This is a genomic window from Vibrio hepatarius (assembly GCF_043642085.1).
GTDB lineage: Bacteria > Pseudomonadota > Gammaproteobacteria > Enterobacterales > Vibrionaceae > Vibrio > Vibrio hepatarius_C.
In genome coordinates, this window is sequence record NZ_JBHZSA010000004.1 from 228,146 (window position 1) to 244,409 (window position 16,264).

General features: G+C 45.8%; 15 protein-coding genes. 10 read left to right on the plus strand and 5 right to left on the minus strand.

Annotation, left to right across the window (positions count from 1 at the left end; translation table 11 throughout):
- Positions 1 to 64: 64 nt before the first annotated feature.
- Positions 65 to 814: a DUF1853 family protein gene (locus ACHUFZ_RS10305; RefSeq protein ID WP_394127102.1), complete on the minus strand. Its 750-nt coding sequence runs from the start codon at positions 812 to 814 to the stop codon at positions 65 to 67.
- Positions 815 to 936: 122 nt separating this feature from the next.
- On the opposite strand from ACHUFZ_RS10305, the gene ACHUFZ_RS10310 reads away from it, so the two are divergent.
- Complete coding sequence (locus ACHUFZ_RS10310; protein WP_394127103.1) at positions 937 to 1,695, plus strand: Nif3-like dinuclear metal center hexameric protein; 759 nt, start codon at positions 937 to 939, stop codon at positions 1,693 to 1,695.
- A gap of 232 nt (positions 1,696 to 1,927) precedes the next feature.
- Here the strand turns inward: ACHUFZ_RS10310 and ACHUFZ_RS10315 are convergent, their stop codons facing one another.
- Positions 1,928 to 3,217, minus strand: coding sequence for a citrate synthase (locus ACHUFZ_RS10315; RefSeq protein WP_134835250.1), 1,290 nt, complete (start codon positions 3,215 to 3,217; stop codon positions 1,928 to 1,930).
- 395 nt (positions 3,218 to 3,612) lie between these two features.
- Here ACHUFZ_RS10315 and sdhC point away from each other — a divergent pair, with 395 nt between their 5' ends.
- From sdhC to sucD, 8 genes are all read left to right on the plus strand, one after another.
- Positions 3,613 to 4,005 (plus strand): succinate dehydrogenase cytochrome b556 subunit, encoded by a 393-nt coding sequence (sdhC, locus tag ACHUFZ_RS10320; protein WP_008078592.1) that lies wholly within the window; start codon positions 3,613 to 3,615, stop codon positions 4,003 to 4,005.
- Positions 3,999 to 4,343 carry a succinate dehydrogenase, hydrophobic membrane anchor protein gene (sdhD, locus tag ACHUFZ_RS10325; protein ID WP_004744512.1) on the plus strand — a complete coding sequence of 115 codons (345 nt, stop codon included), beginning with the start codon at positions 3,999 to 4,001 and terminating at the stop codon, positions 4,341 to 4,343. The genes sdhC and sdhD overlap by 7 nt, the downstream gene beginning before the upstream one ends.
- Positions 4,344 to 6,110: a succinate dehydrogenase flavoprotein subunit gene (gene sdhA, locus ACHUFZ_RS10330; RefSeq protein ID WP_394127104.1), complete on the plus strand. Its 1,767-nt coding sequence runs from the start codon at positions 4,344 to 4,346 to the stop codon at positions 6,108 to 6,110.
- 18 nt (positions 6,111 to 6,128) lie between these two features.
- On the plus strand, positions 6,129 to 6,839 hold the full coding sequence (locus ACHUFZ_RS10335; protein ID WP_394127105.1) for a succinate dehydrogenase iron-sulfur subunit: 711 nt from the start codon (positions 6,129 to 6,131) through the stop codon (positions 6,837 to 6,839).
- A 93-nt stretch (positions 6,840 to 6,932) separates the two neighbouring features.
- Positions 6,933 to 9,758: a 2-oxoglutarate dehydrogenase E1 component gene (sucA, locus tag ACHUFZ_RS10340; RefSeq protein WP_394127106.1), complete on the plus strand. Its 2,826-nt coding sequence runs from the start codon at positions 6,933 to 6,935 to the stop codon at positions 9,756 to 9,758.
- Positions 9,759 to 9,786: 28 nt separating this feature from the next.
- Complete coding sequence (gene odhB, locus ACHUFZ_RS10345; protein WP_394127107.1) at positions 9,787 to 10,995, plus strand: 2-oxoglutarate dehydrogenase complex dihydrolipoyllysine-residue succinyltransferase; 1,209 nt, start codon at positions 9,787 to 9,789, stop codon at positions 10,993 to 10,995.
- Between the two features lie 206 nt (positions 10,996 to 11,201).
- Positions 11,202 to 12,368, plus strand: a complete 1,167-nt coding sequence (gene sucC, locus ACHUFZ_RS10350; RefSeq protein WP_134835244.1) for an ADP-forming succinate--CoA ligase subunit beta — start codon at positions 11,202 to 11,204, stop codon at positions 12,366 to 12,368.
- A complete protein-coding gene (gene sucD, locus ACHUFZ_RS10355) occupies positions 12,368 to 13,240 on the plus strand; it encodes a succinate--CoA ligase subunit alpha (protein WP_053440526.1) in 873 nt (290 codons plus the stop codon). The genes sucC and sucD overlap by 1 nt, the downstream gene beginning before the upstream one ends.
- A gap of 105 nt (positions 13,241 to 13,345) precedes the next feature.
- On the opposite strand, the gene ACHUFZ_RS10360 is transcribed toward sucD, so the two are convergent.
- On the minus strand, positions 13,346 to 13,633 hold the full coding sequence (locus ACHUFZ_RS10360) for a hypothetical protein (RefSeq protein WP_394127108.1): 288 nt from the start codon (positions 13,631 to 13,633) through the stop codon (positions 13,346 to 13,348).
- A 787-nt stretch (positions 13,634 to 14,420) separates the two neighbouring features.
- On the opposite strand from ACHUFZ_RS10360, the gene ACHUFZ_RS10365 reads away from it, so the two are divergent.
- Positions 14,421 to 14,939 carry a GNAT family N-acetyltransferase gene (locus tag ACHUFZ_RS10365; RefSeq protein WP_394127109.1) on the plus strand — a complete coding sequence of 173 codons (519 nt, stop codon included), beginning with the start codon at positions 14,421 to 14,423 and terminating at the stop codon, positions 14,937 to 14,939.
- On the opposite strand, the gene ACHUFZ_RS10370 is transcribed toward ACHUFZ_RS10365, so the two are convergent.
- Both ACHUFZ_RS10370 and ACHUFZ_RS10375 read right to left on the minus strand, forming a co-directional pair.
- Positions 14,887 to 15,186 carry a DUF3301 domain-containing protein gene (locus ACHUFZ_RS10370; RefSeq protein ID WP_004418618.1) on the minus strand — a complete coding sequence of 100 codons (300 nt, stop codon included), beginning with the start codon at positions 15,184 to 15,186 and terminating at the stop codon, positions 14,887 to 14,889. The two genes, ACHUFZ_RS10365 and ACHUFZ_RS10370, sit on opposite strands and share 53 nt — an antisense overlap.
- 2 nt (positions 15,187 to 15,188) lie before the next feature.
- The gene (locus ACHUFZ_RS10375; RefSeq protein WP_394127110.1) at positions 15,189 to 16,226 is read right to left on the minus strand and encodes a DUF3549 family protein; all 1,038 of its coding nucleotides are present in this window, start codon (positions 16,224 to 16,226) and stop codon (positions 15,189 to 15,191) included.
- Between the last annotated feature and the right edge of the window lie 38 nt (positions 16,227 to 16,264).

Genomic DNA, 16,264 nt, shown 5'->3' on the forward strand with positions numbered 1-16,264 from the left:
CGCTCATGCCTCACTCTTGAGGATGACGAAGCACGATTTGCCGGACCTTCTTATTGCGTGCTAATTAGTTTGGCCAATTATCAGGTACGACAAACCAGAATTGGCCGCCTTTGGTCTGAGCATGAACAAACCTGCCGTTGGGTTTGTCTATAGGGTTATTGAACTCTTCCAAACCGATAGCCCAAAGCGGTTTTTCGAGTTCATAGAGCGGTTCGCCAATCTGCTCCCACTGACTCTGGTAGCACCAATAGCCAGTGATTTGGCTGGAGTTTATCTTAAGCCCTAGGCACTCTTTTGGAATTGTCTCTGGCGAGAAAGGATTGATATAAAGACGTCCTTGGATCAACAGATGTTCAGAGAGGTCAGAGTATTGAGGGTATTGCTCAAGGAACTCATTGGAAGTGCTCATTTTCAATTGATGAGAGAGCATCCTCGCGAGTTTTTTATCTAGCTGATCATGGGCATTAGGCCCGTACCAAACGCCTTGATGTAATAGATAGAATTTAATCGCGACCTCCCAGTGTTCATCCCTTTGCGACTCAAGATTTTTCAGTATCAGATCAATTGCACCTAAGGTTTGCCCTGATGCTGTATTAATTTGAATTTCTTCTTCGAGCAGCGAATACTTTTCACTATTGCTGATTAGCTCGGTGCATAGGTGCTGGTAGATGAAACCTAGTCGCGGGTTTCCCTGATAATCATCTTGCTTTAAAGGGGCGATAGTCAGCGCTGTAACATCGACAAACGGCGACGTCAGCTCAAATAGCGATGGAGTTTGATGTACCCAGTGATAAAAACGTTGTAAAGCGTTCATCCTTAAACCTATATCTGCTCAAACGTCACTATTGTAGCTAGGTGCTGGTAAGGTTGCTATGGTTCGAATACACTTTGCTCACTAAGATAAAGCGCAATGTTAGCAAGTAGATGGAAGCTGTCATGAACAACTTACAATTAGAAAAAATCCTCAACGAGAAGCTCTCTCCACAGCTAATCAAAGACTATGCACCCAACGGTTTGCAGGTTGAAGGTAAAGAGCAGATTAAAAAGGTCGTAACTGGCGTGACGGCTTCGCAGGCATTAATTGATAAAGCAGTTGAGCTCAGTGCTGATGCGCTTTTAGTTCATCATGGCTATTTTTGGAAAGGTGAACCGGAGCCAATTCGCGGTATGAAAGGCAAGCGTATCCGCACACTGATTAAGAACGACGTTAACTTATTGGGTTACCACCTACCGTTAGATATTCATCCTGAACTTGGCAATAACGCAGAACTGGCGCGCTTGTTAGACATAGAAGTTGAAGGCGGCCTTGAAGGTCATCCGCAATCTGTTGCGATGTTTGGACGACTAAAAGCGCCGATGACAGGGGCTGAATTCGCTAACAAGATTAACCAAGTTCTTATGCGTGAGCCTCTGCATATTACGCCAGATAACGCTGATAAGATGATTGAAACGATCGGTTGGTGTACTGGTGGCGGTCAAGACTATATCGAGCTCGCGGTGCAAAATGGCCTAGATGCTTTTGTCTCTGGTGAGATCTCTGAGCGTACGACTTACTCGGCGCGTGAGCAAGGTATCCATTACTTTGCAGCAGGCCACCACGCGACTGAGCGTTACGGAATTAAAGCGTTAGGTGAATGGTTGGCAAAAGAACACGGTTTGGATGTCGAGTTTATCGATATTGATAATCCGGTTTAAAAGAAGGACGGACTTCGTCTTACGGGAGAGCGGGAACGGGCTTCGCCCTGCGAGAGAAAGATTTGTCATTCCTTAGACCGAAGAATGAGGGAGTAAGGAATCTCTAAAGGTTGGCGGCTCGCGGTGAGAGATCCCCAACTCACTCGTGTCTCGTTCTTTAGGATGACAACTAATCTAATAAAAAAGGGCTGACGTTTTCACGTCAGCCCTTTGCTTTTTTGTTAGTCAGCTATTATTCACGCTCATGTAGAGGTGAGAATTCACGCTGTACTTCACCAGTGTATAGCTGGCGAGGACGACCGATACGGTTTAGTGGATCGCTGTGCATTTCGTTCCAGTGTGCAATCCAACCGATAGTACGAGAGATTGCAAAGATAACGGTGAACATCGATACAGGAATACCGATCGCTTTCAGAATGATACCTGAGTAGAAGTCTACGTTCGGGTATAGCTTCTTCGATACGAAGTATTCGTCAGATAGAGCTATACGCTCAAGTTCCATTGCCACATCCAGCAGTGGATCTTTGATATTAAGCTCTTTAAGAACCTCGTGACACGTTTCACGCATAACCGTAGCTCGTGGGTCGTAGTTCTTGTAAACGCGGTGACCGAAGCCCATTAGGCGGAACGGGTCATCTTTATCCTTCGCACGTGCAACGTACTCAGGAATGTTTTCTACACTGCCGATCTCTTCAAGCATCTTCAGACATGCTTCGTTCGCACCGCCGTGAGCAGGGCCCCATAGAGATGCGATACCTGCTGCGATACATGCGAATGGGTTAGCACCCGATGAACCAGATAGACGTACCGTAGATGTTGAAGCGTTTTGCTCGTGGTCTGCGTGCAATGTAAAGATTTTATCCATTGCGCGAGCAACGACAGGGTTAACTTCGTACTCTTCACATGGGTTAGCGAACATCATGTGCAAGTAGTTCTCAGCGTAGCTTAGGTCATTACGTGGGTAAATGAACGGCTGGCCGATAGAGTACTTGTAACACATAGCCGCAAGCGTTGGCATTTTCGACAGTAGTCGGTATGCCGCGATTTCGCGGTGTTCGTCGTTGTTAATATCTAATGAATCGTGGTAGAACGCAGCAAGTGCACCAACCACACCACACATGACCGCCATTGGGTGAGCGTCACGACGGAAGCCGTGGAAGAAGCTCGCAATTTGCTCATGTACCATAGTGTGACGAGTAACAGTTGTCTTGAATTGCTCGTATTGTTCACGTGTTGGGGCTTCACCATAAAGAAGGATGTAACATACTTCTAAGTAATCAGCATTATTTGCTAGCTGATCAATTGGGTAACCGCGGTGCAAAAGAATCCCTTTGCCGCCGTCGATATAGGTGATTTGAGATTCACAAGATGCAGTGGCAAGAAAACCTGGGTCAAAAGTGAAAAATCCATTTGCTCCCAGTTTACGAACATCAATCACAGGTGTGCCTAGGGCACCTTCCATAATTGGCAGCTCGATAGGCGCTTGACCTTCAACATGAAGGGTAGCTTTCTTATCCGCCATAACAATCTCCTTTGTTTATTATTTTATCCGTCCAGGATGTTTGTGTGACATTTTTGTACGTGTCTTCGTTATCAAAGTCAATTTTTCTCCTCTGATGTGTGCACTTGTTGGGATTTTTTGAATGCAAAACGTTAAAAATCTGGGCTGTGTAGCAAAAATTGTTACATCAATTGTATTAGAATGTTGCCAGCCGTATAGTGGCGCTGTCAATTTTGGTGGAAACCTTATAAATTCAAGGCTTGAAACAAATGTGAGGTGAAGTTTTAAGTCTTGTTGTTAACAAAATTTTTACAAAATACTCGGTCGTTTGGTGGGGTTGGTTGTTAAATAAATGTTAACTTTTGCAGGTTTGCAACCAAAATTCGTTCATAACTATAAATGCTCAATGGAGCTGAGTGAGCAAGCCCGTGAAAGAAAGAAAGTCAAGACCTGTTAATTTAGATTTACAGACCATTCGCTTTCCGATCACTGCAATCGCATCTATTTTACACCGTGTTTCCGGTGTGATTACGTTTGTCGCGGTCGGGATCCTACTATGGTTACTATCCATTTCCTTATCCTCTCCTGTAGGTTACGCACAAGCAGTCGACATTGTTGATGGCTTCTTTGTGAAGTTTATCTTGTGGGGAATTCTAACGGCATTGGCCTACCACATTGCTGGTGGTATCCGTCACCTTCTGATGGACTTAGGTCATTTTGAAGAGCTGGAATCTGGTGCAATGAGCGCTAAGGTTGCATTCGCAGCGACAGCCGTCCTGTCACTACTAGCGGGGATCATGGTGTGGTAAAACATATTTCATCTTTTGGTCGTAATGGTGTACACGATTTCCTATTGATTCGTGCTACTGCGATCATCATGACACTTTATACTATCTATCTGGTTAGCTTTTGCGCTTTCACAGATATCTCTTACGTATCTTGGACTCAGTTCTTTGGTGGCACGTTCACTAAAGTGTTCACGATGTTAGCGTTGGTTTCGGTTCTAATCCATGCGTGGATTGGCTTGTGGCAGGTTCTTACTGACTACATTAAATGCGCTAAGCTTCGTGGCGGCCTACAGTTAGCGATTATTGCGGTACTGTTTGGTTACTTCTTCTCTGGTCTATTTATTCTGTGGGGTGCGTAAGTGTCTATTCCAGTTCGCGAATTTGATGCCGTAGTAATCGGCGCTGGTGGTGCAGGCATGCGTGCTGCGCTACAAATCTCTGAGCAAGGCCTATCATGTGCTTTGCTTTCTAAAGTATTTCCTACCCGTTCTCACACTGTATCAGCACAGGGTGGTATCACTGTTGCGTTAGGTAACGCGCACGAAGACCACTGGGAACAGCACATGTACGATACCGTTAAAGGTTCTGACTACATCGGTGACCAAGACGCTATCGAATACATGTGTAAGAATGGTCCTGAGTCAGTAATTGAACTTGAGAAAATGGGTCTACCTTTCTCACGTTTCGACAACGGTACTATCTACCAACGTCCATTTGGCGGTCAGTCAAAGAACTTTGGTGGTGAGCAGGCTGCGCGTACAGCTGCAGCTGCAGACCGTACAGGTCACGCACTTCTACACACGCTTTACCAACAAAACATCAAGCACAAAACAACTGTATTCTCTGAGTGGTATGCACTTGATCTTGTGAAGAACGAAGACGGTGTTGTTCTAGGTTGTACTGCGCTTTGTATGGAAACGGGTGAAGTTTGTTACTTCAAATCAAAAGCAACCATCCTAGCTACGGGTGGTGCAGGTCGTATCTACGCATCGACAACCAATGCTCACATCAACACGGGTGATGGTGTTGGTATGGCGCTACGTGCAGGCGTTCCAATGCAAGACATGGAAATGTGGCAGTTTCACCCAACGGGTATCGCTGGCGCAGGTGTTCTTGTAACAGAAGGCTGTCGTGGTGAAGGTGGTTACCTACTTAACAAAGATGGTGAGCGCTTCATGGAGCGTTACGCACCTAACGCGAAAGACCTAGCTGGTCGTGACGTTGTTGCTCGTTCAATGATGATCGAAATTCGTGAAGGTCGTGGTTGCGATGGCCCTTGGGGTCCACATATTAAACTGAAACTGGATCACCTAGGTAAAGAGACCCTTGAGTCACGTCTACCTGGTGTTTGTGAACTGTCTCGTACGTTTGCTCACGTTGATCCAGTGAAAGAGCCAATTCCAGTAATCCCAACCTGTCACTACATGATGGGTGGTGTTCCAACTCAGGTTTCTGGTCAGGCAATCAAGCAAGATGAAAACGGCGCTGATGTTGAAGTTCAAGGCCTATTCGCTTGTGGTGAAATTGCATCTGTATCAGTACACGGCGCTAACCGTCTTGGTGGTAACTCACTATTAGACTTGGTGGTATTTGGCCGCGCAACAGGTCTGCATCTAGGTGAAACTCTAGCGAAGCAAGCTGAGGCTACACCTGCAACTGAAGCGGACATTGAGCGTTCTCTAGAGCGTTACAACCGCTGGGAAAACAGCACTGAAGGTGAAGACCCAGCTCAGATTCGTAAAGACCTACAACAATGTATGCAAAACAACTTCTCGGTATTCCGTGAAGGTGATGCAATGGCTAAAGGTCTTGAAGAGCTTAAAGTTATCCGTGAGCGTCTTAAGAACGCACACCTTGCTGATAAATCAACAGAGTTCAACACTCAACGTATTGAGTGTCTAGAACTAGAAAACCTGATGGAAACAGCATACGCAACAGCTGTAGCGGCAAACTACCGTACAGAAAGTCGTGGCGCACATGCTCGTTTTGACTTCCCTGACCGTGATGATGCGCAGTGGCTATGTCACTCAGTCTACAACCCAGAAACGGAAGCAATGGCGAAGCGTGATGTAAACATGGAACCTATTCACCGTGATGCGTTCCCACCGAAAGCACGTACGTACTAAGGAAAGGAGGATAAGATTATGAAACTGAATTTCTCTTTGTACCGCTACAATCCGGATGTCGATCAAAAGCCTTACATGAAAGACTACACGCTTGAAGTGGAAGAAGGCTCTGACATGATGTTGCTTGATGCACTGATTCTGCTAAAAGAGCAAGATCCAAGCATCTCGTTCCGTCGCTCTTGCCGTGAAGGTGTATGTGGTTCAGATGGTCTGAACATGAATGGTAAAAATGGTCTAGCGTGTATCACACCACTTTCTGCACTAAAAGCAGACATGATTGTGATTCGTCCATTACCAGGTTTGCCTGTTGTTCGAGATCTTATTGTTGACATGACACAGTTCTACGATAACTATTCGAAAGTTAAGCCTTTCTTGATTGATGACGGCGCTCTACCGCCATCACGTGAGAACCTGCAAACGCCAGATGAGCGTGCTCATCTTGATGGTCTGTACGAATGTATCATGTGTGCATGTTGTACAACTTCATGTCCGTCTTTCTGGTGGAACCCTGATAAGTTTATTGGCCCTGCAGGTCTATTGGCCGCTTACCGTTGGTTAATTGATAGCCGAGATACGGCAACAGATGAACGTCTATCAAATCTTGATGATGCATTTAGCGTTTTCCGTTGCCATGGCATCATGAATTGTGTAAGTGTTTGTCCTAAGGGATTAAATCCGACGAAAGCGATTGGTCACATCAAGACGATGTTGGTTAACCGCTCTGTCTAATGAAACAAAAAATTGCCGGCCTAATTTAGGTCGGCTCTTAATAGCTCGGCGTAAGACCGAAGCAAACGTGAAAACTACTGGTTAAGGGAAAATATGCACAACGGCGTGATGAAGGCGTGGCTCGAGTCTTCACACTTGGCTGGCGCCAATGCAACGTATGTAGAGGACCTCTACGAACTGTATCTAAGTGATCCCGATCTGGTAAGTGAGGAGTGGAAACGCGTATTTGAAGGCTTGCCTAAGCCGACAGAAGAAGTGGTAGAACAACCACATTCGCGTGTCCGTGACTACTTCCGACGACTCGCTCAAGAAACAAAGCATTATAGTGTCCAGGTTAGTGATCCAGATGTCGACGCTAAACAAGTTAAAGTACTCCAATTAATCAATGCTTACCGATTCCGTGGACACGAAGCGGCACAGCTTGACCCTCTTGGTTTATGGCAACGTCCACCTGTGGCGGAGCTAGAACCCGCATTCCACAATCTTACCGAAGATGACCTAGAAGAGACCTTCAACGTTGGTTCTTTTGCCATTGGCCAAGAGACGATGCAGTTGAAAGATATCTACTCAGCTCTTAAGAAAACGTACTGTGGTTCTATCGGTGCAGAATATATGCACATGACAGACACAGAACAAAAACGTTGGATCCAGCAACGTTTAGAGTCAGTCATTGGTCAACCTTCTTTCTCTAATGAAGAAAAGCACATGTTCCTAGACGAGCTGACAGCAGCTGAAGGTCTAGAACGTTACCTAGGTGCAAAATTCCCAGGTGCTAAGCGATTCTCACTAGAAGGTGGTGATGCACTGATCCCAATGACGAAAGAATTGATTCGTCATGCGGGTGCAAGTGGCATGCGTGAAGTGGTTATCGGTATGGCTCACCGTGGTCGTCTAAACATGTTGGTAAACGTGTTAGGTAAGAAACCACAAGACCTATTCGATGAATTTGCTGGTAAGCATGACGAAACGTGGGGTACAGGTGATGTTAAGTATCACCAAGGTTTCTCTGCGGATTTCGCAACGCCAGGCGGTGATGTCCACCTAGCGCTAGCATTTAACCCGTCTCACCTTGAGATTGTAAACCCAGTAGTTATTGGTTCGGTACGTGCTCGTCAAGACCGCTTAGGCGATACGACAGGCAGCACAGTTCTTCCTATTACTATTCACGGTGACTCTGCGATTGCAGGTCAAGGTGTGGTTGCTGAGACGTTTAACATGTCTCAAGCACGCGGTTTCCAAGTGGGCGGCACGGTACGTATTGTTGTGAATAACCAAGTTGGTTTCACGACATCTAACCCTACCGATACGCGTTCTACTATGTACTGTACAGATATCGCTAAGATGGTACAGGCACCAATTTTCCACGTGAATGCGGATGACCCAGAAGCGGTTGCGTTTGTTACTCGTATCGCACTTGATTACCGTAATGAATTTAAACGCGATGTTGTGATCGATTTGGTTTGTTACCGTCGTCATGGTCACAACGAAGCCGATGAGCCGAACGCGACTCAACCGTTGATGTATCAGAAAATCAAGAAGCACCCAACACCACGTAAGCTGTACGCTGATGTGCTGATGGAGAAAGACGTTCTTGGTATTGATACTGCGACGCAACTGGTTAACGAATATCGTGATGCTTTAGATCACGGTGAAGTGGTCGTTAAAGAGTGGCGCCCAATGGCTCTACACTCAGTCGACTGGTCTCCATACCTAGGTCATGACTGGGATGTTGAGTGGGACAATAAATTTGATACTGAGCGCTTAATTGAGCTTGGTCAGCGTTTATGTACTTACCCTGAGAGCCACAAGCTGCAAAGCCGAGTGAACAAGCTTTACAACGATCGTAAAGCGATGATCAGCGGTGAGAAAGCACTCGATTGGGGTATGGCAGAAACGTTGGCGTATGCGACGCTTGTTGATGATGGTAAGCGTATTCGTATCTCTGGTCAGGACTCTGGTCGTGGTACTTTCTTCCACCGTCACTCAGTTCTGCATAACCAGAACGATGCGAGCACATTTGTTCCGCTAGCGAATATCCACGATAAGCAAGGTCCGTTCCAAGTCTTTGACTCGGTACTGTCTGAAGAAGCGGTATTGGCGTTCGAATATGGCTACGCGACTGCTGAGCCAAGCGGCTTGACCCTTTGGGAAGCGCAGTTTGGTGATTTCGCTAACGGTGCACAAGTTGTAATTGACCAATTCATCTCGTCAGGTGAACAAAAGTGGGCTCGTCTTTGTGGCCTAACGATGTTGTTGCCTCATGGTTATGAAGGTCAAGGTCCTGAGCACTCGTCAGCGCGTCTAGAGCGTTACCTACAGCTTTGTGCAGAACAAAACATGCAGGTGGTTGTGCCATCAACTCCGGCGCAGGTTTACCACATGATTCGTCGCCAAGTTGTTCGCCCAATGCGTCGACCATTGATTGTTATGTCACCGAAGTCACTACTTCGTCACCCGCTGTGTACTTCTACATTAGAAGAACTGTCGGAAGGGACATTCCAACCAGCGATTCCAGAGATCGACAACCTAGATGCAGCTAAGGTGAAACGCGTCGTCTTCTGTTCGGGTAAAGTTTACTTCGACTTGCTAGAGCAACGTCGTAATAACGAACAAGACGATGTGGCTATTGTCCGTATTGAGCAGCTATACCCATTCCCACAGGATGAAGTGAAAGCGGCAATCGAACAGTACATCAATGTTGAAGACTTTGTTTGGTGTCAAGAAGAGCCTCAAAACCAAGGTGCTTGGTACTGTAGCCAACACAACTTCCGTGCTGCAATCCCAGCGGGTGCTGATCTTAAATATGCTGGCCGCCCAGCATCAGCATCACCAGCTGTCGGTTATATGTCAGTACACTTGAAACAACAAAAAGCGCTGGTTGAAGATGCGCTTAACGTGAATACAAAAACTTCGGATTAAGAACTAGAAGTTAAAGGAAGAAACAGATATGACAATTGAAATTCTGGTTCCAGATTTACCTGAATCTGTTGCAGACGCTACAGTAGCAACTTGGCACAAACAACCTGGTGACGTAGTTGAGCGTGACGAAGTACTGGTTGATATCGAAACTGACAAAGTGGTTTTAGAAGTACCAGCTCCAGAAGCAGGTGTTCTAGAAGCAATCATTGAAGAAGAAGGTGCGACGGTACTTTCTAAGCAGCTTATCGCTAAGCTTAAGCCGGGTGCGGTAGCGGGTGAGCCAACGACTGACACAACTGAAGCATCAGAAGCGTCACCTGATAAGCGTCATAAAGCGGCGCTTACAGAAGAGAACAACGATGCACTAAGTCCAGCAGTCCGTCGTCTACTTGCAGAGCACGGTCTAGAAGCAGGCCAAGTGAAAGGGACTGGTGTTGGCGGTCGTATTACTCGTGAAGACATCGATGCGCACCTAGCTAATGCGAAAGCAGCACCGAAAGCAGACGCTCCAGCAGCAGTTGAAGCGCCAGCAGCGGCTCGTAGTCAGAAGCGTGTACCAATGACTCGCCTACGTAAGACTGTTGCAAACCGTCTGCTAGAAGCGAAGAACAACACGGCAATGCTAACGACGTTTAACGAAGTGAACATGAAGCCAATCATGGATCTTCGTAAGCAGTACAAAGACCAGTTCGAAGAGCGTCACGGTATCCGTCTAGGCTTTATGTCTTTCTACGTGAAAGCGGTAACTGAAGCACTAAAACGCTACCCAGAAGTGAATGCATCGATTGACGGTGAAGACATTGTTTACCACAACTACTTCGACATCAGCATGGCGGTATCTACGCCACGTGGTCTAGTAACACCAGTACTGAAAGACTGTGACACACTAGGTTTTGCTGACGTAGAAAAGGGCATCAAAGAGCTAGCAATCAAAGGCCGTGACGGCAAGCTAACTGTTGATGAGCTAATGGGTGGTAACTTCACTATCACTAACGGTGGTGTATTTGGTTCACTGATGTCTACGCCAATCATCAACCCGCCACAATCAGCAATTCTTGGTATGCATAAGATCCAAGAGCGCCCGATGGCAGTAGATGGCAAGGTAGAAATCCTACCTATGATGTATCTAGCACTGTCTTACGACCACCGTCTAATCGATGGCCGTGAGTCAGTGGGTTTCCTAGTAACGATTAAAGAGCTACTAGAAGATCCAGCACGTCTGCTATTAGACGTTTAATATCGCTAAAATGTCTAGTTGCCGCGGGTAGCTAGACGTTCGATAGTTTTAAGGGCTAGACTTGCTCAACTGTCTGGCCTTCACTTGAGTCATTGTTTGTTGTTGAAATAGACAATGATTGATTTGAGAAGACCCTACAGACGTACGCAGCATAGCGACGTTATGGAAATAATAATCCCTCAAGGGAAAATAAACGGAATATCAAAATGAATTTGCATGAATACCAAGCCAAACAGCTGTTTGCAGAATTCGGTTTGCCTGTACCGGAAGGCTTCGCTTGTGATACACCACAAGAAGCTTTTGAAGCTGCAGGTCGCATTACAACTGAGAAGAAAGTTGTAAAGTGTCAGGTTCACGCGGGTGGACGTGGTAAAGCGGGTGGCGTTGAGCTACACGACACGAAAGATGGCGTTAAAGAGTTTGCTCAAAAGTGGCTAGGTAAAAACCTAGTAACGTACCAAACAGATGCAAATGGTCAGCCTGTAACAAAAATCCTAGTTGAAGAAGCGTCAAACATCGCAAATGAACTTTACCTAGGTGCTGTTGTAGACCGCGCTAGTCGTAAAATTGTATTCATGGCTTCTACCGAAGGCGGCGTGGATATCGAGAAAATCGCAGAAGAAACTCCAGAGTTGATTCACAAAGCGGCAATCGATCCATTAGTTGGCCCTCAAGCTTATCAAGGTCGCGAGCTAGCGTTTAAGCTAGGTCTTGCAGGTGACCAAATCAAACAATTCGTTAAGATCTTCATGGGTCTTGGTGAGATGTTCGCTCAGTACGACTTAGCTCTACTAGAGATCAACCCTCTTGTTATTACTGGCGAAGGCAACCTGCTTTGTCTAGACGGTAAGATCAACATCGACTCAAACGCACTTTACCGTCAGCCTAAACTGCGTGAAATGCACGATCCTTCACAGGAAGATGAGCGCGAAGCACACGCAGCTCAGTGGGAACTGAACTACGTAGCACTTGATGGCAACGTTGGCTGTATGGTTAACGGTGCAGGCCTTGCGATGGGTACGATGGATATCGTTAACCTACATGGTGGCAAACCTGCTAACTTCCTAGACGTTGGTGGCGGCGCAACGAAAGAACGTGTTGCTGAAGCATTCAAGATCATCCTTTCTGATGACAATGTAAAAGCAGTTCTAGTAAACATCTTCGGTGGTATCGTTCGTTGTGACATGATCGCAGAAGGTATTATCGGTGCGGTTAAAGAAGTTGGTGTAACGGTTCCTGTTGTTGTTCGTCTAGAAGGTACTAACGCTGACCTAGGTCGCGAAGTTCTTGCTAATTCTGATGTTGATATCATTGCTGCTGAGTCGCTAACAGATGCTGCTCAGAAAGTTGTTGCTGCTGCGGAGGCTAAATAATGTCTGTACTAATTAACAAAGACACTAAAGTAATCTGTCAGGGCTTCACTGGTGGTCAAGGTACTTTCCACTCAGAGCAAGCTATCGCGTACGGTACGCAGATGGTTGGTGGTGTTTCTCCTGGTAAAGGTGGCCAAACTCACCTAGGTCAACCTGTATTCAACACAGTACGTGAAGCAGTAGAAGCGACGGGCGCAACAGCGACTGTTATCTATGTACCAGCACCGTTCTGTAAAGATGCAATCCTTGAAGCGATTGATGCAGGTATCGAGCTTATCGTGACTATCACGGAAGGTATCCCAACAACAGATATGATCGACGTGAAAGTGAAGCTAGAAGAAACTGGCGTTCGCATGATCGGTCCTAACTGTCCAGGCGTTATCACTCCTGACGAGTGTAAGATTGGTATCATGCCTGGTCATATCCACAAGAAAGGCAAAGTGGGTATCGTATCTCGTTCAGGTACACTAACTTACGAAGCAGTTAAGCAAACAACTGACGAAGGTTTCGGTCAGTCTACTTGTGTTGGTATCGGTGGCGACCCAATCCCAGGTTCTAACTTCATCGACATCCTGAAACTGTTCCAAGAAGACCCTGAAACAGAAGCAATCGTAATGATTGGTGAAATCGGCGGTACTGCGGAAGAAGAAGCTGCTGCATTCATCAAAGAGAACGTCACTAAGCCAGTGGTTTCTTACATTGCGGGTGTTACTGCTCCTCCAGGTAAGCGTATGGGTCACGCAGGTGCAATCATCTCTGGTGGTAAAGGCACTGCGGAAGACAAGTTTGCTGCGCTAGAAGCGGCAGGCGTTAAGACTGTGAAGTCTCTAGCAGACATCGGCAAAGGTCTACGTGAAGTAACGGGTTGGTAATCTAACCACTTCAAATAAGAAAGGCTTGGCATTGTGCCAAGCCTTTTGTTTTTCCGCTCTCTAAATATTTATCATTCCATAGAGCGACGAAGGAGAGAGTATTTGTTATTTCTCTAATTTCTTCTCAAGCGCATTCAATCTTGCCGTTAGGTCCATTACTTGCTTTTCTAGCTGTTCAATTCGATCTGCGTCAGCGACTTCTTTTTTCGCTGCGACCTCAACTTTAGGAACTCGGTTCGAGCTTTTCCAACTCTTCAAGGTTGTAATCAAAGCCGGCATAGGCACAGATGTACTCAAACGTGCTTTGACGAGTGCGACTGTCGGCTCTTTTCCTTCTGCGCGTAACTGTTCAAGGACATCTTTTAGCTCTTGGCTAACATCTTGAGTAAGCATAAAACCTCCATTGTGCTTATGTATTTAATCATACCCAGTCAGTTTAAAATTGGCGAATAGAAAATAGTGACAGAGTCTGTGCGAGATCTCTCACACCTGTTGTGAGACAAACAGCGTTTTAAACACAAGATAAGTACCTTTTAATTTGTTAACTTGTTGATTTGTAGTCTAAATTTATTTTGTTTCAATATTGTTGCGCATTTTTGATTTGCTACAGGCATTGTCTCTATCGGTAATTCGCGTAAATTAGAACCTGTCGGAAGGATACTGACACGGAACAGGAAAGACCAAGGATTGGGAATCTTCAGGAAGAAGATTGGTTGACTAGGATAGTTAATCAAGCATGGAGCGAAAGGACATTGTAAGGAAACAGCCACTGACAGGATGTGAGTGACATGGACGACAATGGACACCTCTAGGAAGAGGCTAGGACAGTATCAGGAAGATACAAGGACACCACTTAAGGATAGAGTGATGTGCGCTAACTAGGATATGTTAGCTATCAGGATGATGAGGACACCGCTAGGAAGGCGACGGTTGGATAATACTGAAGGATTCAGTAGCTATTAAGGAAGATGCATGGAGCACCTTCTGTAGCCGGATTGCTGCGAGTAAGACTTATAACCCCGATACTGATGTATCGGGGTTTTTCTTAGATCCCACCTTTACTAATAACTCTAATAACAATGTGCTAAAAACAACCTAGATCAATAAAGGTTGCTATCAGTTGGTATAAATTTTCGGCTTTGTTTTATAAGACAAGAACTGCTGCTTACAAGGATGTGTCATGACTATTGTGACTCGCCGATCGTTATTAGTACCTTATAACGACTCTTTACAATCTGAGTTTCTTATTCTCAACTGCTGTGCGATTAATCGTGCACAGATGAATGGGGCGCACACGGTGTCGTCTGCTAAGAGACGGTTTGAACAGGTACTGACAGACCCAAATATCTATGCCAGAGCGGTACTAGACAGCAATACTCGTGAATATATTGGTCACGTGTTTGTTTGCGATCTAGACGGCGAACCTGAGCTAGGGTATATCTTTGATAAAAATTACTGGGGAAGAGGAATCGCCAGCGAAGTGCTGCAGGCCTTTTTTCCAAAGGCATTGCGCGACTTAAACATCAGTAAAGTCATCGCGACAGCCAATGTAGGCCATGAGCCTTCAATTCGAATTCTAAATAAATTGGGTTTTGTACTCAATGCTCATAAAGCCGATACCTTCGGCCCCTATGATGAGTATCTATTTACATCCGATGCGGTGGTAGAGCCACCTTTGCTAGTCGGAAACCTTGCATAATAATCTCACCTTGGTAGCAGTCGTCACCCAGTGATGAAAATTCAAATTGATAGATAGAATGCCAACGCCAGACACCGTCCGGCGTTTTTAGTTTGTGGCGTTTGAGAGCGACACTGACTAATTGAAGATCAAGCTCTTTGCACTTTCGCAATGCGATGCTTTTAGCAATTTCCGCCTGTCGTCTTTGCTGCCAAAACAGAAGACAGACAATGGCAAGAGCCAGAATAGCAAAGAGGTCATGAATCATAATTACGCCTTAGTTGCTTGCTGCAGTCGGATGAGTGCTTGTGCAAGCTCTTCAGAAGGGCTTGAATGCAGTAAAGGCAGTAGAACCATTCTAAGTTCAGGCAGCATTACAAGATCGGCAAACAGCTGATTAAACAAGGTTTGATTGCCAGTTTGTGCTAAGCGTAATAGGAATTGTTGTGCTGTTTTAGCATCACCAAGCCAATGCCAGCTGCGACCGGCAATACCGATTAATACTTCTTGATGGCTTAAACGAGGGCTAGCCAGAATGGAATCAATAATAGGTTGAGCGATGGATGTTTTGGCACCCGAAAGCGCACGTGTTAGCGCTGAAAGCAGGAACAGGTCTGGTTGTTCATTCTCAATCTGCTGCTTGGCCATTTCGGCAATTCGCTCAGCCAGTTTATCTGAAAGTTCGGTGTGTTCTAGTGCCCCAAGCAACGCATAAAGAGGTTCATTAGGTAGGTGTTGCAGTGCTTTACGTACATTCACCCCGTTTTGCTCTTGGCCAAGGCGCGCACAAATATCAGTCACACCTTGTAGGCCAACCGTGTGCCATTTATCCCACTCTAATCCACCAGAAAAGTAGTGTTGAGCGTGCTCATAATATTGGCTGCAAGGCAGGTCTAGCGAAGCGCGTACTTGGCTGTGAAATACGGCCATCTTATCTTCAGCAGGTTTGAAGGTATAAGGGTTGTTAGATAGCTTCTCTTGTTGCTCTTCACTCATCTCTTGATTGATACGAGTACCCATCGCTTCAATCACGTACTTTAAGAAGTTACCAATGTCTGACTGCTTCAGTAAGCCGCGCTCATCGAGTTCAAACTTTAGAAACCAAATCCATGGCTGCTGCTCTTTATTCCAATACGCAATCGCTATATGGGCTTTACGCTGCATTGGGTAAGGGTATGGCAGTTGACCTTTTTCAGCATCAGAAAATGTTTTTGCGTCGATGGTTTTGATACGACGTCCAAGATCAAACACTTGATACTGGCAGTTACTGTCATTGAGCAATTGGGTAAGGGTATGAATCGTTTCCATTAGAGAATTGTCCTAACTTTCTTTCCTCTATAAATGGT